The following is a 20,239-nucleotide window of genomic DNA, read 5'->3' as shown; positions in this document are numbered from 1 at the left end:
TAATAGTGGGTTGATACAGGTGTTACTCATATCAGTAGCAAAAAAACAGGGATTAAAAAGGTCTTATCTTTTTAATCCCTGTTTACATTAAATCTTATCCCCATTCCTCCACTGCTCTACGGTTGGGAACCAAATGGATTGATATTCTGCATAGCGTTGAAGTTCGTAATGATCGTCAGCAAATTGATTAGCTCTTCTGGTAAAAGTAAAGTTTACTTCTGAATACTGGCTATTTCGGGTGTAAGTCCAAACTTCTTTATCTTTTGTTCTGGTGATTCTCGTCGGGTCACCCATAACGATGTAAACCATTCCTTTGTCTGTCTTCCACCCTTCTTTATACGTTGTAAATAATCTGTTTGCTTGCTCTACTCTTTGATAATATGATTTAATCGTCCTCTTAGCTGTACCTTGATTTCCTTGCATGATATTTAACCAATAATTATCTAAGGAGCGTTTCGGGTCTTTAGAATTATACAAATCGCTTGTTTCTGCATTTGTGCTTACATAAATCAATGGTCTCACTAATTTTTCAGGGCGAGTCATTTTAGGAAATCGCTTATCTGCAACTACCATTCCTATTCCATAAGATTCTGTTGTATCTCTCGTAAAATAATAAAGTGCATCACTTTTTAATACAAAAGGCTTATTACTTGTAACTGTAAAAGAAGAATCTACAAACAAACTTTTTGAAGCTGCTCTTGGCGTAGTTGACATTGGTGAAATAGCAGCCTCAAAATCATAACGATATTTGAAAACTTTAAACGTTTGTTGTTTATCAGAAAGACTTTTGAGAACAACAGTATCTTGAACCGTAAAATAGTTTCTAGCTAATGGTGTTTTTCCTGTTTTATCATAAAACATAAAGTAATCACCTACTTTTCCGGATTGAAATCTTAGAAAACAATCATTAAAAATTTTATTACCCGTTCTTAAATCTTTAATTTCTGTTAGTGCCAAACCTGTTAACAAATCTTTGGGTTTGGGAATATCAAACCAAACAGTTAATAATCCTCCTTCCTGGCTAGCATTTTCTGAATTAATACTAACATTACCTTGGCTCAAACTATTTTGCTTGGCATTATAATCAGGATAAAGATTATAGGCAATCACAAAATCTTTACTTGCTTCGGCTAAAGTAAAGGTTCTATCAATATCAATACTTAAAAAAACTCTTACGGAAGAACCATTATCTAAGAATCGACTTTTACTCAGAAATCTTTGTAAAAGCACTTTACTTTCGCCTTGTTCTTTGGCTTTTTTAGGTGAAGTTGAGCTACAACTTGCCAAAAACAAAATGATTGGAACGAATAGAAGTATTTTTTTCATCAGTTGAAAGAATAGCTGTAAGCCTCAAGCTCTAAGCGTTTATATTAGAAAATTAACAAATATAAATATGTCAATTATTGCAAATTCGACAAGATAATTTGAGATGATAACGAATTCAATTTAATAAGTATTTTCCTGATGTCAAGCAAATGCCCTAAATTTGGGATAAAATTAAAAATTATTTCCTTTTTTACCTGATATCATGTACAAAACAACCGAGATTGCTTCCTCAGAAATCATTTCAGATAATCCTGTTCATCAAAGATTACTATTCCCATATATTGAAGCTGCTAAAATCGTTTCTGGAAACTTGCTCGAAATTGGCTGTGGTACTGGGCGTGGTGTAGCCGTTTTAGCTCCTTCGGTTGCTAATTATACTGGTGTCGATAAAAATGAGCCTTTAATGACGCAACTAAGCGCACAATATCCTTCTTTCAAATTCATTGATATGTTTTTGCCACCTTTAAAAGGCTTGGCAGATAATACTTTTGATTGTATCGTTACTTTCCAAGTAATAGAACACATTGAAGATGATAATGAGTTTATTAAAGAAGCGCACAGAGTATTAAAACCTGGAGGAAAACTAATTTTAACAACTGTCAACAAGAAATATTCTCTTTCAAGAAACCCTTGGCATGTAAGAGAATATTTAGCAACAGAACTTAAAAATCTCATCTTAAAGCATTTTTCTTCAATCCAAACGCAAGGAGTTCATGGGAATGAAAAGGTGATGAATTACTATGAAGAAAATAAACGTTCGGTTGAAAAAATCACTCGTTTCGATATTTTTAATTTGCAATATCGTTTGCCAAGATGGATGTTACAAATTCCTTATGATATCGCAAACAGAATGAGCAGAAACATTATTCAACGTTCAGACAACAAATTGGTCACTGGAATTACTTATCAAGACTACTTCCTTTCAGACGATGCTGAAGAATGTTTTGATTTTTTTTACATTGCAAATAAGTAATAATTGTAAAAAAAATTATATATTGCAATGTGCTTAACCTATAAAAAGTTAAGCACATTCTTTTTTGTTAAGATTAACAAAAGGTTTCATCTTATCCGCCGCTGAGTTAAAATCAAAATCTAACAAAACATCACTAATGATAAAAACAGTATTTAATAACCAAGTAATAAGTATCTTATTGCTGGGTTTGGTATTTTTTGCATTTTCATCACAAAAACTTAACCGCTTTACTTTTAATGTTGAATATGCTGCTAAAGCGCAAGTAGGCGATGAAGTAAAATTTGTCTTTCACGTTGGTGATAATGTTCATAGAGTAAAAGTCTATTCTGACAATAGAAGTTTAGGTACTGCTTTCGTAGCATCTAACAAAGCTATTTTTCCTTTTCTGTTTAGCTATTCTGGTGTAAAACAATTAAAATTTATTGGTATTTCTTCCAACAACGATACTGTCAATGTATCTTATGGAGAAATAGTTATTACTGGAAAAATTTTTCAGAATGATGTCATTACTTATGAGCGAAAAAACGCTCAAAAATATAATAACGTAATGGCATATAATGATGGAAACTTGCCCAAAGATGCTCTTGGTGAGTATTTATTCCCCAACAGAGTCAATACTTCGCTTAGATTCCCTCCTACTCCCAACGAAGACCCTTTTGGAAAAAACCAAAATGTCTATGCTACAGCAATTGGTCATCCTACAGCCGATGAAGCTAAAGGTTTTATTGCAGACATTAGTCAAGATGCTCAGTTTTTGTCAAGAAAATATCAAATTCCAGCAAGTATTGTTATTGCAATGGCAGCCTTAGAAAGTGGCTATGGTTTTAGTAGAAATGCAGTTTATGCGAACAACTTTTTAGGAATTAAACAATGGAAAGGCAACAATTCAAATGCTTATCAACTAAAAGGTCAACCTGATGAACATGAAGGGAAAGTACAAATTCTGAAAATTACAGACGAAGGTCAATATATTTACGATGAAGATAACCGACCAGATAATTGGTACAAGCGTTTTAATTCTCGTGCAGATTGCATGACTTTTTTGGTAGAAGAAATTTTTTTACACAAAACAGGTTTGTGGAAACGTGATTACAGCGATATTCCAAGATTTTATCAAGGACAAATAGCTGAAGGAGTGGATAAATATTCTGCCGCTTATACATTTGTATATGCAATTGGAGAAAAAGGCTATTCACACAAAGGAGGCAAATATTATGCTGATAGAATTATGAAATTAGTAGATAAGTACAATCTGATTCAATATGATTAGTTCTAATGAGTAATGAGTAATGAGTAATGAGTAATGAGTAATGAGTAATGAGTAATGAGTAATGGAAAGTGATATTTCATGTGAATCAGTTCCCTAAAACTGATTTAATTTTGCCTTTTTATTCAATGAAATTATCTTGAAAATTGCTAATTCAACTTCATAGTTTATGTTTTATAAATCAGCGATATAAGCTTTTCCTCCTAATCCTCTCATTTGTCTCATGATGAAATTTGTTCTTTTTTGAACATATTTAGATGGATTGGCAATTGAAAATCTATTGGGACTTGGTAAAACGGCAGCAATTCTAGCAGCTTCTGCTCTGTTGATTAATTTGGCACTGTGTCCGTAATAACGCAAAGCGGCAGCTTCTACACCAAAGGTCATTTTCCCCATTTCTGCTACATTCAAATATACTTCTAGGATTCTTTCTTTACCCCAAATTACTTCAATCAAAAAAGTAAAATATACTTCTAATACTTTCCTAACATAGCTTCTTCCTTGCCAAAGAAATACGTTTTTGGCTACTTGCTGAGAAATAGTACTTGCTCCTTTTATTTTTTTTCCTTTTAAATTATGACGAAAAGCTCCCCACATGGCATTAAAATCAAAGCCCAAATGCTGAGGGAAAAGTTGGTCTTCTGAAGCAACAACTGCCAAAGCTGCCTCTTTTGAAATATTTTCGTAAGGTTCCCAATCAGAGTGAATTTCAGAATCTCTACCTTCAAAAATGGCTGTAACTTTACGGTCAATCATTGTTGGAGTAACCCAAATCGGTACAAATTTCAAAACCAATACCCAAGCTAATGAAATGGAAAAGAAGTAAATTAAAAACTTAATACAATAAGAAATAACAAGTTGTACTATTGGATGGCGTTTGTTGGATACGTCAATATCATCATTCAATGAAGATTGAACAGTACGCTTCTTGTTAGTTTTCTCTTCTTGTGGAGGAGTTCTGAATGTATTTTTAGCCATGTATAAGATGGTTATTGGTTAACATAAATACAAAAAAACGAAGAATTCACTGAAAAGAAAAGCACCTTTGAAATTCATAAATACATTTCAAGGCTAAAAAAACAAATCTGAGGCGATTCTATCTACAAATAATTTTCCTTTTTCGGTAATCAATAAAGTATCATTTTCAATCCATAAAAAACCTTCTGAAAACTGATTTTTCAAAATATCTTGGTTGAATTCAAGGAAATCATTTTCTAATAATTGATTGAGTTTTTTTAGCTCACAGCCCCATTTAGTTCTTAATCCAGTCAATAAGTACTCGTTTATTCTATCTTCTTTCGTCAGAATTTCTGTCGTTGCTGGAATTTGCTCCGTTGATAAAGCTTTTAAATACTGAGCATTATTAGCAACATTATATTGTCGGCTTAAATGGTTGAAACTATGCGCTGAAGGTCCGATACCTAAATACTCTTCTTGTTTCCAATAACTGGTATTGTGCCTAGCATATTGGTTGTTGCGAGCAAAATTCGAAATTTCATATTGTTCAAAACCATTTGAAGCTAAATGATTAACTAGCATTTCAAATTGTTGACTGGCAAATTCGTCATTAATTACTTCTATTTTACCTTGTTTCAGCCATTTCCCAAAAACAGTTTTGGGCTCAATCGTCAAACAATAGGCTGAAATATGATTCAAGTTTAAAGCGGTTGCTTTTGCCAAATCATTTTCAAAAATCGCATGACTATCCGACGGAATGGCGTAAATCAAATCAATCGTCAAATTATGAATTCCTACGTCTTGCGACAGTTTCACACAAGTTTCAGCCTCTTGAGCAGTATGAATTCTATTGATTTTTTTTAAATGATTCTCGTTAAAAGACTGAATTCCAATACTTAAACGATTGATTCCAAAACGTTTAAAAGAACGCAATTTTTCTAAATTCAAATCATCCGGATTAGCTTCTAAAGTAATTTCAGCGCCATCTATTACTTGATAATGCCGATGAATAGTTTCAAAAATCAGTGCTAAATCTTTTTCTTCTAATAAAGATGGTGTTCCTCCTCCAAAGTAAATGGTACTTAGGTTTTTATCTTGAAGATATTTTTTTTGAAGCTTAATTTCTTGGCAAATAGCATTTACCATTTCATCCTTTACTTTCAGAGAAGTACTAAAATGAAAATCGCAATAATGGCAAGCCTGTCGGCAAAAGGGAATGTGGATGTATAAATGCAAGTGAAAATAATTTGAAAATTTGAAAATAAGCTGATTTGAAAATGATATTAATTATTCCCAAGCTTTCATTTTCAAATTTTCAAATCGGTTTAAATTTTCAAATTAAAATTACTCTGGTAGGAATGTTAAATAACTTAAATCTTCTTCTTGAAACATTTCGTTGGCTAAATCTTGTAATTGTGTCGCCGAAACGTTTTTGATTTGCTCGAATAATTCATCCAAAGTATCAATTCTATCAATATCTAAAAGACTTTTCGCCATCATCAACATAAAACTCATATTACCTTCTTCCGACATCGCCATTTGTCCCATCAATTGCTCTTTGGTATTAATCAATTGCGTTTTAGTCAGCGAAATATCTCTTAGTTTTTTGAGTTCTTTTAAAATTAGCGTGTTTACTTTATTCAATCGCTTTGCTTCTGTGGCAAAATAAATTCCCCAATAACCTGTATCAATAAATGGAGTATAACCTGCATCAATGGCATAAACCAAGCCATTGCGTTCACGCACAGCAAGGTTTAATCTTGAATTCATCCCAAAACCGCCTAACAAATTAACCAACATAAAAAAAGGCAAACGTTTTTCATCAGCCAAAGCATAAGCATTTCTCCCAATAGCCACATGCGCTTGGGTAATACTTCTAGTAATGCTAATATTCTGGGGTTTGTAATCTACAGGTGCTACACGCACCAAATTAGAAGATTTAGCAGGAATATCTTTTAAAAATTTCTCTACATAATGAATTACTTTTTTGAAAGGAATATTACCAATGGATGAAAAAATTACTCTTCCTGTATCTAAATTTTCAGCGATAAAATCTAATAAATCTTGTCTGCTAAATCGAGAAACACTTTCTTGATTACCTAATGTGTTTTTCCCTAATTGATGATTTGCAAAAACGATTTCATCAAAATCATCTTGAATAGCATCTTCTGGCGAATCGTAGTACATCGCCATTTCCTCCAAAATCACACCTCTTTCACGCTCTACTTGCTTATCTGGAAAATTAGAATTGAAAGTAATATCAGCCAACAATTCCAAAGCACGTTCGTAATGTGGCGTAAGAACAGAAGCATGAAAACAGATTTTTTCTTTGGTAGTATAGGCGTTTAATTCTCCTCCAACAATTTCTAAACGATTGATAATCTGTAATGAAGTACGCTTTTTAGTTCCTTTAAAGGCCATGTGCTCCCAAAAATGAGCTAAACCTTGCTGGTGCGCTTTTTCATCACGACTACCCATATCTAACATGATTCCGATATGTGAAATAGCAGTATGTGTTACTTGACGATGCACTACTCTGATTCCATTCGGCAATCTATATTCTTGTATATCTAACATGCGGTATTAATTTGTATTCAATGCTGAAATTGATGAATTGAATACTTTATAAAAATTTAATCTAATTAAATACAAAGTTATTACTTTAAGGCTAGTATGCCATAAAACAAAAGAGTAATCACATTGAATCGCCTGCAAAAACAGGAAATCATTCTCTGAATTAACATTTATCATCAGGAAAGAAGGCTTACTCGTTTTTATTTAACCCAATTCAGGGTAATTTTGTGCAGTAATATTTGAAATTAATTTTCATATTACTGAAATCACCCATTATTTCACTCATTAATCAATAAAAATGAAAATCGGTTTTGACGCCAAAAGAGCTTTTAATAACAATACAGGCTTGGGAAATTATAGTCGGTTTATCATTGACGCATTGTTAAAGTACGCTCCAGAAAACAATTATTTTGCCTACACGCCAAAAATCAATAAAGCTCCTTTCACTGAAAAATACATAAACGAAGCCTTAGTCAACTTCAAGATTAAACTGCCTAAATCGAAAAAATTAAAATCTTTTTGGAGAAGTTTTTTAATCGGTAAGGATTTAAAAAGAGATGAAATTCAAATTTTTCATGGATTAAGTAATGAATTGCCCATTGGCTTGAAAAGAAAAAAAATCAAATCAATCGTCACCATTCATGATTTGATTTTTGAGCGTTATCCCAATTTATATCCAGCTTTCGACCGCTTCATTTATCAAATTAAATTTAAAAAAGCTTGTCAACATGCCGATGTAATTGTAGCCATTAGCGAACAAACCAAAAGAGATATTGTAAATTTCTATCAGATAAATCCCGAAAAAATTGAAGTTATTTATCAAGATTCAGATGATATTTTCAAAACAAAACTTGAGGAAGAACAAATAGATTCGATAAAAGTAAAGTACGATATTCATAAAAAATACTTGCTTTGTGTCGCCACCATCGCCGAACGAAAAAACCAATTAATGTTGGTAAAAGCCTTTCATAAATTACATTTGGCAGATTATGAATTGATATTAGTTGGTGGAAAATCCGATTATCAAAAACAAATTGAAAGTTATATTCAGGAACACTCACTTAGCAATATCAAAATATTCAACAAAGTGCCTTTTGCAGATTTACCAGCTTTGTATCAAGGTAGTTCTTTATTTGTGTATCCTTCATTTTTTGAAGGTTTTGGCATTCCTATTTTAGAAGCTTTGCATTCAGGTATTCCAGTGATTGCGGCTACAGGTTCATGTTTGGAAGAAGCTGGAGGAAAAGGCGCATTATACGCTAATCCTGACGATTTGAATGATTTATCAAGTAAAATCCTACAAGTTTTGTCGAATAAATCTTTACGAAAACAAATGGTTTTAGATGGTAAACAACATATCACACAATTTTCAGCCGAAAATATTGCCAAACAATTGGTCAATATTTATCAGAATACTTTAGCATCATCTCATTAAAATCTCAATATCAAAAATGGACTTTTTACCTCAAAATATCAACGATTATTCTGAAAACCATACTTCTCCAGAAAGTGATTTATTAGCAAAACTCAACAGAGAAACTCATGCTAAGATTTTACAATCAAGAATGCTTTCAGGACATTTGCAAGGAAGAGTATTGGCGATGTTCTCTCACATGATGCAGGCTAAAAGTATTTTGGAAATTGGTACTTATACAGGTTATTCTGCTTTATGTTTGGCAGAAGGATTGGTAGAAGGAGGAAAAATTATTACGATTGATGTCAACGAAGAATTAGAAAGTTTTACCAAACAATTCTTTGATGATTCTGAATATGCCGATAAAATTGATTATAAAATTGGCGATGCAGCCGAAATAATTCCGACTTTGGATGAAGTATTCGACATCGTTTTTATTGATGCAGATAAAATGAGTTATGCAAAATACTATGATTTAGTTTTTGATAAAGTAAGAAAAGGTGGTTACATTATTTCTGACAATGTACTTTGGAGTGGAAAAGTAGCCAATATTGAGCAAGGCAAAAAAATAGACAAAGACACACAAAACCTACTGAATTTCAATAAGATGTGTCACGAAGACCCAAGAACCGAAAATATTCTAATGCCTTTGAGAGATGGCTTGATGATTAGTAGAAAACTTTAGGAATAAGAGGTGAGAAGCAAGATTCAAGACACAAGACTTAAGATGAGATGCAGTACACAAGTAGCAAAATACATTAGTAAAATTCTTTCATCTTGTATCTTGAATCTTGCCTCTCACATCTTGAGTCTTGCTTCTCACTTCTTAATCAACAACTTTTGTCCAACACTTACTGAAAAATTCTTCAGATTATTCCATTTCACCACTTGGTCAACGGTAACACCATGAATTTTGGATACTCTGAAAACAGTTTCTCCAGCTTTTACAACATGATATACATTGTTGTCATTCGTTTGAACAGTTTCTTTAATTACTTTCGGAGCAACTTTTTCTGAATCTGGTTCTTCTACTAATTTCACTGAAGGCATAATTGTACTGTTCGATACCAGTAATTCTTGATCAATTTCTACAATATTGCTATTTAGTTTGTTCCATTTTCTGATTTCAGCCACTGTAATTCCATACATTTTTGAAATACTATAAAGCGTTTCTTTGGCTTTAACGGTATGCGTATTTTTTAAACTAGGTTTCGCTGTTTCTTCTTTGGCTATTACTTTAGACGCTTCTGGCTTAGGAATATCTTTCTCCTCTTTTGTGAATATTTTACTTGTACTAGGATTGCCTACAGATGGTTTTTCAACAGCATCTTTTATTTCTTTTGTCGAAACATTGGTTTTAGTACTCGGTTTTACTTCTGGAATTACCTTTACAACCTGCTCAGGTTTAGTGGTAATATTTTTATCTTTCGTTTTGCTTTCAACAATCTTTACTTCTGGAGTTTTTTCGCTTTCTCTCGCTCCAGAAACTAATGAAGTAGCTGGTTTATAGACCTTAATTACTTGACCGATTTGCAATTTTTCATCAAGCTTAATATTATTTAAACTCAATACTTCGCCTACTTTCATATCGTAAAGTTGGGCAATGCCAAAATAAGTATCTTTGGCAGAAACAACATGGGCTTTAGTTTCTCTGATTAATACTTTGTCTTCAACTTTAGGGATATTTGTGGGTTCAGGTGAAGCCGCTACCGTTACTGTTTTTATTTTATCGGCTGTAGGAATTGTTTCTTTAGGCTCTACCACAACAGGAATTACTGGCTTCAATTCCTTGGTGTCTATTTCAGCTTTCTTTTCCTCTTTTGGTTTTTCTGTAATAATAGCAGGTTTAGATTCTACTTCTTTTGGAACATTGGTAACAATCACTGTTTTTTCAATAGTACTACTTACTTTAGGAGTATCCTTTTTTGAATCTACAAATTGAATTGGCGTATCTGGTCTTGTTTCAATCAACCACAAAAGTCTTCCTTTCTGTAAACGTTGCATTTGAGGAATTCTATTTTTAGCCATTAAATCCTCTAAATGAATCCCATACATTTGAGAGATTGACCAAAGTGTTTCATTGCTTTCTACGGTATGATAAGCCACCACCGCACGGTGGTCTTTTTTCCTTAAATAATAAACTTCATTAGGAATGATTCTACTATCAGCATCCAAATCATTAAATTTCAAGAATTTACTCAGGCTAATATCGCCACGATTGGCAATGCTTGCAGGAGTATCGCCATCAATTGAAAGGATTCCTCTTTTTCCGTTTATTTCATAAAAAATTGGCTCAGTTTTACTGTTCCCTTGTGTAAGCCTCACGAGTACTGGAAACCCTAAATCTTGCACCTGAGTACTTGGATTAACTGTTGGCTTTGAACTTAAATTATTTTGGCTGAGGTCTCTATACTTTTGGTTACTCATCGGTACGTAAACCACATAGTCTTTATCTTTAGGAACAGTAGTTCCTTTCAGCCAAGCATTATTTTGAGCAATAAATGCTGGACTAACCGCTAATTCATTGGCAATTTCATTAACACTTTTGCCTTTGCTGTTGCTGTATTCATACAAGAAATCATTATTCGAGCTGTTTTTTGCTTTGTTGTATTCGCTTTCTAAAAAAAATCTATGTGCCAAAAAACGAAGTAAATACCAATCTGTAGTATTAGTGACGGTGATTTCTTTTTTACCAACCCAATCTGTAGCAGGATGATTTTTAATAGCACCTTGCCCGATACGATAGGAAAGCAGGGTTGTCATCCAATTTTTTAAAAGTTGATTATTCCTATTTAAATATATCGCAGCAGCTTTGGTAGATGCCGCCAAGTGTTTTCTTTCATCAACAAACCCATCGACTCTCAAACCTACTTCTCTGGCTGTTTCAGTTTTAAATTGCCAATAACCAACCGCTCCTGAAATAGAAATAGCCTCTGGGTCAAATACACTTTCTTGTACACATAAATACTTTATTTCGTCTGGAACGCCCGCATCGGCTAAAATTCGTTCAATCACTGGAAAGTGAATGACCATTTTGTCCACAAGTACATCTAAATATTTACGATTATTATTTAAACTTTGTATTTCTTTTTCAATGATGTTTCGTGCATAGCTATCATATTTTACATTAACAGAACCAACCTTGATACTACGAGGTAAAGACTGAGCTTGAGAGGAAACAAAAGGAGAAAATACAATAATCAATAACAAAATGTACTTGTTCATAATTTAGAAATTCTTAGGAATTAATATGAAAAGATACTCTCTTCATCGAAAAATAGTTTATCAGTACACTCAAATAAATACCTAAAGTACAATTAAAGCTTCAATAGTTAAATATCTTTATTGCGTAATTACCAAAAACCTTGCCTGAAATTTCAAAAAGACCAAAGTCAAATTATGATGATTGCAGGTATTCGATAAAATTTTAAGTAATTTTGCTTTCTCTTCTTGCTAAAAAAGCATGCCAAGATGTAAATAAAAATAAAAATTGAATATGATTTTGATAGAAGACACCGTCATCAGCGATGATATTATTGAGAAATTCTTCGTTTGTGACCTCATAAAATGTAAAGGTGCTTGTTGTGTGGAAGGCGATTTGGGTGCTCCATTGAACGATGACGAGCTTCCTATTATGGAACAAATCTATCAAGATGTAAAACCATATCTTTCACAAGAAGGTATCAAAGCGATTGAAGAAGAAGGCATTTATGTGAAAGATTGGGAAGGCGATTTTTCTACGCCAGTCATCAAAGGCAGAGAATGTGCTTATGCTATTTATGATGATAGAAACATTCTGAAATGTGGAATTGAACAGGCTTTCTTTGATGGTAAAATATCTTGGAGAAAACCTATTTCTTGCCACCTCTATCCTATCCGAATTACCAAGTACGAACATTATGAAGCCCTCAATTATGACCGCTGGCATATTTGTTCAGATGCTTGTACGCATGGAGAACAATTGGGTGTTGAACTGTATAAATTCTTGAAAGAACCTTTGATTAGAAAATACGGAGAGGCTTGGTATCAAGAATTATTGAACGAAGCCAGAGACAGAGAGCAATTATAAAATGAAAAATTCTTTTGATGATATTTACGAAGTAGTTCGATTGATTCCTCATGGAAGAGTGAGTTCTTATGGTGCAATTGCTGGGTATTTAGGTGGAAAAGGTGGCGCTAGAATGGTCGGTTGGGCAATGAATGCCTCACACAATGATGATACGATTCCTGCACATAGAGTAGTGAATCGTAATGGAGTACTAACTGGCAAAGCCTTTTTTGGTGGAAACAGAATGCAAGAATTACTTGAAAACGAAGGAATTATTGTTAAAAACGACAAGATTCAAAACTTTAAAGAGCTTTTCTGGTCGCCCACAAAAGAATTATTATAAAATCAAAAAGCCATTTGCCTCAACGACAAATGGCTTTTAATTTAAGTAGTCTATGTAAAAACAAACGACGTTACTGAGTGAATTAAATAACTATATAAATATTTTAAATTCACAACTCATCATTCATAATTCATAACTCTTATTTAGCTTCTTGGCATCATTCGATACGTCACATTTACTTTCTGGGTATCTTCATCTACAATTCCTGCATAAAAACCTGCAAAAACTACCGCAGTCGGTATATCAATGTGATTCAAATCATGAATATCCCATTTTACTTTTTTAGCATCAATAGCAAGATGTAAGTCTAAATGGTTTTTATCGGTATTAATAATATCCCATGTTATTTCTTGACCATCCTCAAAATCCATTAGTAATTTAGTATTATCTTCTTTCAAAGTCCATGTACCGTGATGGGTTTTCCCTGCTCCATCAGTATAATCAACACGCTCTTCAGTTGTCAGTCTAAAAGACTCCTTCGAATAATCATGCAAGTTGGCTGCTACGCCACGTTCGTACAAAACATTTTTACGAGTATCAGCTTGATAATTCACTACATTAATCACCCAATTTTTGGCTAACATTTCAGTAATCAAAGCATCACTTTTGTTGGGTAGTATAGCTTGTTTAATCTCGGAAGAAAGGTTAGTTTGTTGTTGTTTAACCTTACAAGCGTAAACTACAGAACCAAGTATAAGCATGGTTGCTGTCAATTTAATCAATTTTTTCATATCCTTGATTTGGGATTTAGGTAAACCTCTTTTGGTTTACGTGAACAATAATTAAAGAATCACTCGACAAGCAAGACGAAACCTTAACAGAAAAAAAACAATGTTTGAAAATTTAGTAATTAGGATTATTCTGTGGAATTTGTTTCCTGAGATTGTTCAGGAGAATGAAATAATAAAAAGTAAGCTACTGAAAAACAGTAATTAAAGAAAGGATTATATTAATGTGAATTCAAAGAACGATTTGTACATTTCCACAGAGTACGACACAAAGATAAAACATTTTTTTTGTAAAATACAACCGTTTAATAAATAAGCGGTGCTACTTCATGCCCCTAATCACTTGTAAACACCCATTTTTTCTTAATAAAACTTAAAATAATGACTTAAAAAACCTTCTTATTTACGTAAAAAAGACACTCTTATTGCCTTTCTTCATCAAAAATTAAAAACAGAGTAAAAAGTTTCCGAACTTTACAAAAATATTGCTTTGTCAATACTTTGAAGATGAATAAAATAATCAATTAAATACAACAACAATGGAAAACCATTCTGAAGGACCAAAGAAGCCTTTCAAATATTTTAACCAAGCAAAACCAGAAAATAAAGATATAGTATTTGGTATTCAATCAGTTTTAGAAACACTTCGCTCTGGCAAAGAAATCGACAAATTACTTGTTCAAAGAGAACTTGGCAGTTTAGAAGTTTTAGAATTTGCTCGTTTGAAAGGAGTACCAGTTCAAAAAGTACCTGTTGAAAAGTTAGATAGAATTACTCGTAAAAATCACCAAGGTGTTATTGCTTTCGTTTCGGCTATCAATTATGCCAAACTTGAAAACATTGTGGCTGATGTGTATGAAAAAGGTGAAGTTCCCTTAATTTTAGTATTAGATAGAATTACCGATGTACGTAATTTTGGTGCAATTGCTCGTACTGCCGAATGTACTGGTGTTCATGCGATTGTAATTCCAACAAAAGGAGCTGCACAAATCAATGCTGATGCCATGAAAACTTCTTCTGGAGCCTTAAACTTTTTACCAGTTTGTCGTGAAGAAAACTTATTTCATACTGTGAGGTTTTTACAAAACTCAGGTATTCAAGTGGTTGCTTGTTCTGAAAAAGTTTCTAAAAATATTTACGATGTTGATTTTTCAATTCCTACAGCCATTATCATGGGTTCTGAAGAAGACGGGATTTCGGATGATTTGATGCGTTCTGTTGATGAATTAGCGACAATTCCTTTAGTTGGTCGTGTTGGTTCATTAAACGTATCAGTAGCTACTGGAGTAATCCTTTATGAAGTCGTTCGTAAACGATTAGTTTAAATTAAGAGAGAATCATCGTTAGAAAGCCCTTCGTAATGGATACGGAGGGCTTTTTTATTTACTGCCAAAAAAAAGGACATAACCAATGGCTATGTCCTTTATTATCTTACCTCTAAACCTATTTAACTATGAAAAATAACTGCACCTTTTCTATTCAAAAATTAGAAGAATAAACTCAACTCTTTAACACATCCAGATTCTCTAATTGTTTTTAAAAAGAGGCGTCTCTAAAAGAAACGCCCTTTCCCGTCTTACCTCTAAACCTATTTAACTATGAAAAATAACTATTCAATTCAAGAAACTAAGTTTTTTCAACGCAATTCCAAATTCACAAAACTTAGCTTTAATTTTTAAAAAGTGGCGTCTCCAAAAGAAACGCCCTTTCCATCTTACCTCTAAACCTATTTAACTATGAAAATTCTTAAATTATATAAACAAATCGTCGCTGGTGGATGAATCTATTCAGACCTCATAAACGATGTATAATTTTCTACTTTATTAAACGACTATCAATTAATTCCTTCATCGTTCCTCTATGACAATACTACAATTTTTATTTGAAAAAAGTTTATTTTTTTAGTTATTTTTTAAAATTAATAAAAAAATAATTCGTGGTTTTGTACAAAGATTCATTTACATGATTAACGATGCAAAGTTGTGCAATATTATATAAATATGCAAATGATTTGTGTTAAGTCTTTCCAATTTTATAGTAGTAACTACCTAAAAATCAACAGAAAAACACTTAATTACGAAACAAAAACAATTACAATCGAAATATTATTCTGCTTGCATAACAAAAACATTGCAAATGTTTTGTTATAAATTATTTTTAATAATTTTAAAATTCTTCGAATAATCCAATTATTGATTAAAAGCATTCATTGTCTTATCGACACCTTGTAAACAAAAACTCAAAATAATGTCTATGGCACGATCAAGATGTTCTGGCAATTCATCTAATTGTGCTCCTTCAAAGTTTCCTAAAACGTATTCTACTTGTCTTCCTTTACCAAAATCATCCCCTACTCCAAATCTCAAACGAGGATAAGCTGAAGAACCCAATACTTCCTCAATATTTCGTAAACCATTGTGTCCCCCATGCGAACCTTTCACTTTGGTTCTAAGCTTGCCAAAAGGGAGTGCAATATCATCCGTAATGACTAAAGTATTCTCCTTTTCGATTTTCAATTCTTTCATCCAATAATTCACCGCCTTTCCACTCAAGTTCATGTAAGTGGTTGGTTTAATTAAATGAATTTGTTTTCCTTTATGCTTAATTTCTACATGATAAGCTAAACGACTCATTGAGAACTTCACTTCGAAATTACTCGCCAGACGATCCAACACCATAAAACCAACATTATGCCTAGTAAGCAAGTATTCTGGACCAATATTTCCAAGACCAACAATCAGGTATTTCATTTTGTATTAAATATTTGAAATTAACTTTGTATTCTTTTTTTCATGAATGAGTCGTCAAAATTAAGTAATTTTGTATAGTATTTATCCACCCATGAAAAACAAAGCTACTATTAAAATCAGCCCAGCCCTACTCGCATTAACGTTGTGCTTGATGAAGGAATCAGCCTTTTCAAAAAATCAAAGCACAACAGAAGCCCAATTTAATTGGGGTAATCTTACTGACCTCAACACTGTAGAGTTCAATAGTTTCAATTCAAAAAATGATTTACTTACTTCAATAAACTATAAAAATCGTGCCGAGTCTTTTGCTTCAGTGCCTTTTTCAGAAAAAAACATTCTTGATTCCCTAAAAAATACTTCAACAAAAGCAGGCAATACAATTGCTTCAACTACAAAATCGGGAGTTCAAAATAAGATTGTCACCGTCAATTTCACTGCCATTAATAAAGCCAATAATGAAAGTGTTTTAGCCGATTTTATAATTACGTCAGAAAGAACTGGAGAGATTTTCAAAGGAAGTACTTCTTCAAAAAATACTTTTTTTTCTATTCAATTATCACAACAAGATAATTTGAAAGTATCGGTCAAAGCAGATGGCTTTTCGGATGGCAATTCAATGATTTCCATCAAAGATTTTATCAATACTAATCATCATGAATTTGCCATTCCATTGGTTTTTGAACGCTATCCTTTATCAATTAAAGTATTAGATGCCGACACGAAAGAATCTATCAAAAATGCCCAAGTAAAAGTGGTTGATTTGAATGCTTCTGAAATTAAAAATGCGTCAAAAAAACCGAATTCTGATGGTTATAGTGCGAATTTGAAACTTTCAAGTAAATATGAATTCATCATCAATGCCGAAGATTATATAGAGCTCAAAGAAAAAGTACTGAAAGCACCGCAAGGAAATTCAGTCAATTTTATGCTCTACAAAAATAGTCTTCCAGTACATTTTGAAGTAATTGATGCTGAAACAGAAAAACCAATTAAAGCTTTTATTAATGTTAAATTGGAGCACCTGAAAAGAAATATCGTTTTTAAAAATGAAGTAAAAGCTAGTGTAAGAGTGAGCAGTCAAGAGATTTTTACAGTTGAAACTGCTGCAGAACATTATATTACCAAGCAAAGTACTTTTAATATGGCAGATTTTAATCCTACCAAAAAGTACGTTTATACTATCCGTCTTGAAAGAAACCTTCATCATTTAACAATAAAAACAAAAAATAAACTCAATGGTGAACCCATTATCGCCGATAAAATTGAGCTTGTCAATCTCAGTAATAAAGCCAATCAACCCAAAATCGAAAAACAAAAAAACGGTGATATTTTGATAAGTTTAATTCCTGAAGACAAGTATCATCTTGAAATCAACACCAATGGTTTTGAAAAGTATCAGCAAGAGTTTGTAAAGCTAAAACAAGCTGAATTAGATTGTTTTTTAACTCCAAAGCAAAAAATAAAAGGTTTGGTATTATCGGCGATTGATTCAACAAGTGGTAAAATTTTACCTGCTACATTTAAAATCACTGGAAATAAAACAAAAAAAGCCTTTACAGTAAATACTTCTAATGATGTAACGGAATATCATTTGGCTTTGACAGAAAAAGACAATTATCAAATAGAATCTTTTGCAAAAGATTACGAACTAAAAGTAGAACAAGTACAATATGCGTCTTCTAAAAAAGCTGTTTTTTATACCGTTTTGCTGAAAAGAAAACCTGCTGTAAACAGTAGCAAAAGTGTAGCTACTGTAGATGTTCCTAAGACAAAAGCACCCATCGAGAGCTCTAAAGTAAAAGATTTTGTTCAGATTGAACATGGACAATCTATTACACTTGATAATGTTTATTTTGAACAAAGTAGCTTTATATTGCAATCGGTTTCATACGAAGAACTAGATAAAATGGTAGAGCTTCTGAAAAATGCCCCACAGGTCAAGATTGAAATTAGCGGACATACAGATAATATTGGAGACACAAGACTAAATTTTGCTCTTTCGGAGAATAGAGCTAGAGTTGTTTTTAATTATTTCGTCAGCAAAGGAATCAATGAAAATAGATTACATTACAAAGGCTACGGAAGTAACAAACCACTTTTGCCAAATAATTCGGAAGAGAACAAAAAGAAAAACAGAAGAGTAGAATTGACTGTTTTATAAGTTTTGGATAAGTATTTCAAATAACAAAACAATTATTTTCACTGATTCAAAATCAATCATTTCCAAAAACCATGAAAAACCAAATCGTTGTCTTCCTTTTATGTTTATTGACAAGCTTTTCGATGCAAGCCAAAGCTGATGATGCCAATAGTCGTGTATATGAATTAAGAGTTTATTACGCTAGTGATGGCAAATTTGATGTGTTGATGAACCGTTTCAAAGAACATACTCTTCATTATTTCAAGAAACATAAAATGCGTTTAGAAGGATTTTGGTTGCCTTTAGATAACAAAGACAATAAAATGGTTTATGTGTTATCGTATCCTTCTCGTGAAGCTCGTGAAAAATCTTGGAAGTCATTTTCGGAAGATAAAGGTTGGATTAAAGTAACAAAAGAAACTACAGCAAATGGTGAAATTGTGGCTAAAGTAGAAAGTACTTTCTTGAAAACGACTGATTTTTCGCCTAATAATTTGAAAAGTGTTGGCGACAGAGTTTTTGAATTGAGAACTTATATTGCTACTCCCAATAATCTTTCTGGATTGTTAGCTCGTTTCAGAGATCATACCTTGAAATTGTTTGAAAGACATGGCATGAGTAATATTATTTATTGGACACCTACTGATAAAGAACAAGGCTCAGAAAATACTTTAATCTATTTCTTAGCGCACAAAACTAAAGAAGCAGGTTTGGCTTCATTCAAAACATTCGGCGCTGACCCAGAGTGGCAAGCTGTAAGAAAAGCTTCGGAAGAAAAAGCAGGAAGTTCATTAACAGTAAAAGTAACATCAGAATATATGTATCCAGTTGAATTTTCGCCTTTGAAATAATTCAACGCCTTACTTCATTAAAATAGAAAAAAATGCCCAAATTAGCTCTTATTACTGGTGCAAGCTCTGGAATCGGAAAAGCTACTGCTGAAGCCTTTGCAGATTTAGGAATCAATTTAATTTTGTGCGGAAGACGAATCGAAAAACTTGATGCTTTAAAAGAAAGTCTTTCTAAGAAAGTAAATGTGCAAATACTTACTTTTGATGTAAGAAATAAAGAACAAGTAGAAAATGCACTGAATTCGCTTTCTGATTCAGAAAAGAATATAGACATCTTAGTCAATAATGCTGGCAATGCGCATGGTATGGGTCCCATTCAAGATGGCTCAACCGACGATTGGGATGCTATGATTGATGGCAATGTAAAAGGATTACTTTATGTTTCAAAAGTAATTATGCCTTGGATGAAAGCTAGAAAGCAAGGACACATTGTTAATCTAAGTTCAATTGCTGGCAAAAGTACCTATCCAAATGGAAATGTATATTGCGCCTCGAAAGCAGCAGTTGAAGCAATTTCTGAAGGAATGCGTTTAGACTTAAATCCATTCGGCATTAAAGTAACCAACGTAGCTCCGGGAGCTGTTGAAACCGAATTTTCATTAGTCCGTTTCAAAGGAGACGAAGAAAAGGCAGATGCAATTTATAAAGGGTTTGAACCCTTAAAGGCAGAAGACATTGCAGAAATTATCGCTTTTGCAGTTAGTCGTCCTGCTCATGTTGTCATGGCAGATATTACCTTGTTTCCAGTGGCACAAGCATCAGCAACTGTCATCAATCGAGGGGCTTGAAAACAGAATTATCATTTTGATACATTAATAAATTGTTTACAAAATTTATAAAATATCTGTATGTACATCTATTTTCAAGT

At 32.8% G+C, this 20,239-nt stretch carries 17 protein-coding genes; 10 read left to right on the top strand and 7 right to left on the bottom strand.

Annotation, left to right across the window (positions count from 1 at the left end; translation table 11 throughout):
* Positions 1-87: 87 nt before the first annotated feature.
* Positions 88-1,326, bottom strand: a complete 1,239-nt coding sequence (locus VB798_RS20445) for a GWxTD domain-containing protein (RefSeq protein ID WP_323689097.1) — start codon at positions 1,324-1,326, stop codon at positions 88-90.
* Between the two features lie 202 nt (positions 1,327-1,528).
* On the opposite strand from VB798_RS20445, the gene VB798_RS20440 reads away from it, so the two are divergent.
* Together VB798_RS20440 and VB798_RS20435 are read left to right on the top strand one after the other, a co-directional pair.
* Complete coding sequence (locus tag VB798_RS20440) at positions 1,529-2,299, top strand: class I SAM-dependent methyltransferase (protein WP_323689096.1); 771 nt, start codon at positions 1,529-1,531, stop codon at positions 2,297-2,299.
* Between the two features lie 136 nt (positions 2,300-2,435).
* Complete coding sequence (locus VB798_RS20435) at positions 2,436-3,569, top strand: glucosaminidase domain-containing protein (protein ID WP_323689095.1); 1,134 nt, start codon at positions 2,436-2,438, stop codon at positions 3,567-3,569.
* Between the two features lie 171 nt (positions 3,570-3,740).
* Here the strand turns inward: VB798_RS20435 and mtgA are convergent, their stop codons facing one another.
* From mtgA to VB798_RS20420, 3 genes are all read right to left on the bottom strand, one after another.
* Entirely contained in the window at positions 3,741-4,544 is an 804-nt protein-coding gene (mtgA, locus tag VB798_RS20430) for a monofunctional biosynthetic peptidoglycan transglycosylase (RefSeq protein WP_323689094.1), read from the bottom strand.
* A gap of 93 nt (positions 4,545-4,637) precedes the next feature.
* Positions 4,638-5,759 carry a radical SAM family heme chaperone HemW gene (hemW, locus tag VB798_RS20425; RefSeq protein ID WP_323689093.1) on the bottom strand — a complete coding sequence of 374 codons (1,122 nt, stop codon included), beginning with the start codon at positions 5,757-5,759 and terminating at the stop codon, positions 4,638-4,640.
* 108 nt (positions 5,760-5,867) lie between these two features.
* Entirely contained in the window at positions 5,868-7,100 is a 1,233-nt protein-coding gene (locus tag VB798_RS20420) for a M16 family metallopeptidase (protein WP_323689092.1), read from the bottom strand.
* Between the two features lie 295 nt (positions 7,101-7,395).
* Between VB798_RS20420 and VB798_RS20415 the strand changes: the two genes are divergently transcribed.
* Together VB798_RS20415 and VB798_RS20410 are read left to right on the top strand one after the other, a co-directional pair.
* On the top strand, positions 7,396-8,532 hold the full coding sequence (locus VB798_RS20415; protein ID WP_323689091.1) for a glycosyltransferase family 4 protein: 1,137 nt from the start codon (positions 7,396-7,398) through the stop codon (positions 8,530-8,532).
* A gap of 16 nt (positions 8,533-8,548) precedes the next feature.
* Complete coding sequence (locus VB798_RS20410; protein ID WP_323689090.1) at positions 8,549-9,196, top strand: O-methyltransferase; 648 nt, start codon at positions 8,549-8,551, stop codon at positions 9,194-9,196.
* A 134-nt stretch (positions 9,197-9,330) separates the two neighbouring features.
* On the opposite strand, the gene VB798_RS20405 is transcribed toward VB798_RS20410, so the two are convergent.
* Positions 9,331-11,736: a LysM peptidoglycan-binding domain-containing protein gene (locus VB798_RS20405; protein WP_323689089.1), complete on the bottom strand. Its 2,406-nt coding sequence runs from the start codon at positions 11,734-11,736 to the stop codon at positions 9,331-9,333.
* Between the two features lie 271 nt (positions 11,737-12,007).
* Between VB798_RS20405 and VB798_RS20400 the strand changes: the two genes are divergently transcribed.
* Together VB798_RS20400 and VB798_RS20395 are read left to right on the top strand one after the other, a co-directional pair.
* Positions 12,008-12,580, top strand: a complete 573-nt coding sequence (locus VB798_RS20400; protein ID WP_323689088.1) for a DUF3109 family protein — start codon at positions 12,008-12,010, stop codon at positions 12,578-12,580.
* Between the two features lies 1 nt (position 12,581).
* Entirely contained in the window at positions 12,582-12,902 is a 321-nt protein-coding gene (locus VB798_RS20395; protein ID WP_323689087.1) for an MGMT family protein, read from the top strand.
* A gap of 143 nt (positions 12,903-13,045) precedes the next feature.
* On the opposite strand, the gene VB798_RS20390 is transcribed toward VB798_RS20395, so the two are convergent.
* Positions 13,046-13,633, bottom strand: coding sequence for a lipocalin family protein (locus VB798_RS20390; protein WP_323689086.1), 588 nt, complete (start codon positions 13,631-13,633; stop codon positions 13,046-13,048).
* Between the two features lie 536 nt (positions 13,634-14,169).
* On the opposite strand from VB798_RS20390, the gene rlmB reads away from it, so the two are divergent.
* Positions 14,170-14,955 carry a 23S rRNA (guanosine(2251)-2'-O)-methyltransferase RlmB gene (gene rlmB / locus VB798_RS20385; RefSeq protein WP_323689085.1) on the top strand — a complete coding sequence of 262 codons (786 nt, stop codon included), beginning with the start codon at positions 14,170-14,172 and terminating at the stop codon, positions 14,953-14,955.
* A gap of 864 nt (positions 14,956-15,819) precedes the next feature.
* Here the strand turns inward: rlmB and pth are convergent.
* Positions 15,820-16,380, bottom strand: a complete 561-nt coding sequence (gene pth / locus VB798_RS20380) for an aminoacyl-tRNA hydrolase (RefSeq protein WP_323689084.1) — start codon at positions 16,378-16,380, stop codon at positions 15,820-15,822.
* A 91-nt stretch (positions 16,381-16,471) separates the two neighbouring features.
* On the opposite strand from pth, the gene VB798_RS20375 reads away from it, so the two are divergent.
* The 3 genes from VB798_RS20375 to VB798_RS20365 all read left to right on the top strand — a co-directional run bounded on the left by VB798_RS20375 (position 16,472) and on the right by VB798_RS20365 (position 20,159).
* Positions 16,472-18,541, top strand: coding sequence for an OmpA family protein (locus VB798_RS20375; protein WP_323689083.1), 2,070 nt, complete (start codon positions 16,472-16,474; stop codon positions 18,539-18,541).
* 71 nt (positions 18,542-18,612) lie between these two features.
* Positions 18,613-19,371: an NIPSNAP family protein gene (locus VB798_RS20370; protein WP_323689082.1), complete on the top strand. Its 759-nt coding sequence runs from the start codon at positions 18,613-18,615 to the stop codon at positions 19,369-19,371.
* A gap of 32 nt (positions 19,372-19,403) precedes the next feature.
* Positions 19,404-20,159 carry an SDR family NAD(P)-dependent oxidoreductase gene (locus tag VB798_RS20365; protein ID WP_323689081.1) on the top strand — a complete coding sequence of 252 codons (756 nt, stop codon included), beginning with the start codon at positions 19,404-19,406 and terminating at the stop codon, positions 20,157-20,159.
* Positions 20,160-20,239: the final 80 nt, after the last annotated feature.

The sequence above is a fragment of the Arcicella lustrica genome (assembly GCF_034930985.1).
GTDB lineage: Bacteria > Bacteroidota > Bacteroidia > Cytophagales > Spirosomataceae > Arcicella > Arcicella lustrica.
Note: the sequence above shows the minus strand (reverse complement) of the source record. Positions and strands in the feature narration are given on the sequence as shown.

What these genes read in the sequence shown, in the direction of transcription:
- VB798_RS20440 (WP_323689096.1), top strand. Translation starts at nt 1,529, where the DNA reads ATGTACAAAACAACCGAGATTGCTTCCTCAGAAATCATTTCAGATAAT.
- VB798_RS20435 (WP_323689095.1), top strand. Translation starts at nt 2,436, where the DNA reads ATGATAAAAACAGTATTTAATAACCAAGTAATAAGTATCTTATTGCTG.
- rlmB (WP_323689085.1), top strand. Translation starts at nt 14,170, where the DNA reads ATGGAAAACCATTCTGAAGGACCAAAGAAGCCTTTCAAATATTTTAAC.
- VB798_RS20395 (WP_323689087.1), top strand. Translation starts at nt 12,582, where the DNA reads ATGAAAAATTCTTTTGATGATATTTACGAAGTAGTTCGATTGATTCCT.
- VB798_RS20375 (WP_323689083.1), top strand. Translation starts at nt 16,472, where the DNA reads ATGAAAAACAAAGCTACTATTAAAATCAGCCCAGCCCTACTCGCATTA.
- VB798_RS20400 (WP_323689088.1), top strand. Translation starts at nt 12,008, where the DNA reads ATGATTTTGATAGAAGACACCGTCATCAGCGATGATATTATTGAGAAA.
- pth (WP_323689084.1), bottom strand. Translation starts at nt 16,380, where the DNA reads ATGAAATACCTGATTGTTGGTCTTGGAAATATTGGTCCAGAATACTTG.
- VB798_RS20390 (WP_323689086.1), bottom strand. Translation starts at nt 13,633, where the DNA reads ATGAAAAAATTGATTAAATTGACAGCAACCATGCTTATACTTGGTTCT.
- VB798_RS20405 (WP_323689089.1), bottom strand. Translation starts at nt 11,736, where the DNA reads ATGAACAAGTACATTTTGTTATTGATTATTGTATTTTCTCCTTTTGTT.
- VB798_RS20370 (WP_323689082.1), top strand. Translation starts at nt 18,613, where the DNA reads ATGAAAAACCAAATCGTTGTCTTCCTTTTATGTTTATTGACAAGCTTT.
- mtgA (WP_323689094.1), bottom strand. Translation starts at nt 4,544, where the DNA reads ATGGCTAAAAATACATTCAGAACTCCTCCACAAGAAGAGAAAACTAAC.
- VB798_RS20410 (WP_323689090.1), top strand. Translation starts at nt 8,549, where the DNA reads ATGGACTTTTTACCTCAAAATATCAACGATTATTCTGAAAACCATACT.
- VB798_RS20445 (WP_323689097.1), bottom strand. Translation starts at nt 1,326, where the DNA reads ATGAAAAAAATACTTCTATTCGTTCCAATCATTTTGTTTTTGGCAAGT.
- VB798_RS20415 (WP_323689091.1), top strand. Translation starts at nt 7,396, where the DNA reads ATGAAAATCGGTTTTGACGCCAAAAGAGCTTTTAATAACAATACAGGC.
- VB798_RS20420 (WP_323689092.1), bottom strand. Translation starts at nt 7,100, where the DNA reads ATGTTAGATATACAAGAATATAGATTGCCGAATGGAATCAGAGTAGTG.
- VB798_RS20365 (WP_323689081.1), top strand. Translation starts at nt 19,404, where the DNA reads ATGCCCAAATTAGCTCTTATTACTGGTGCAAGCTCTGGAATCGGAAAA.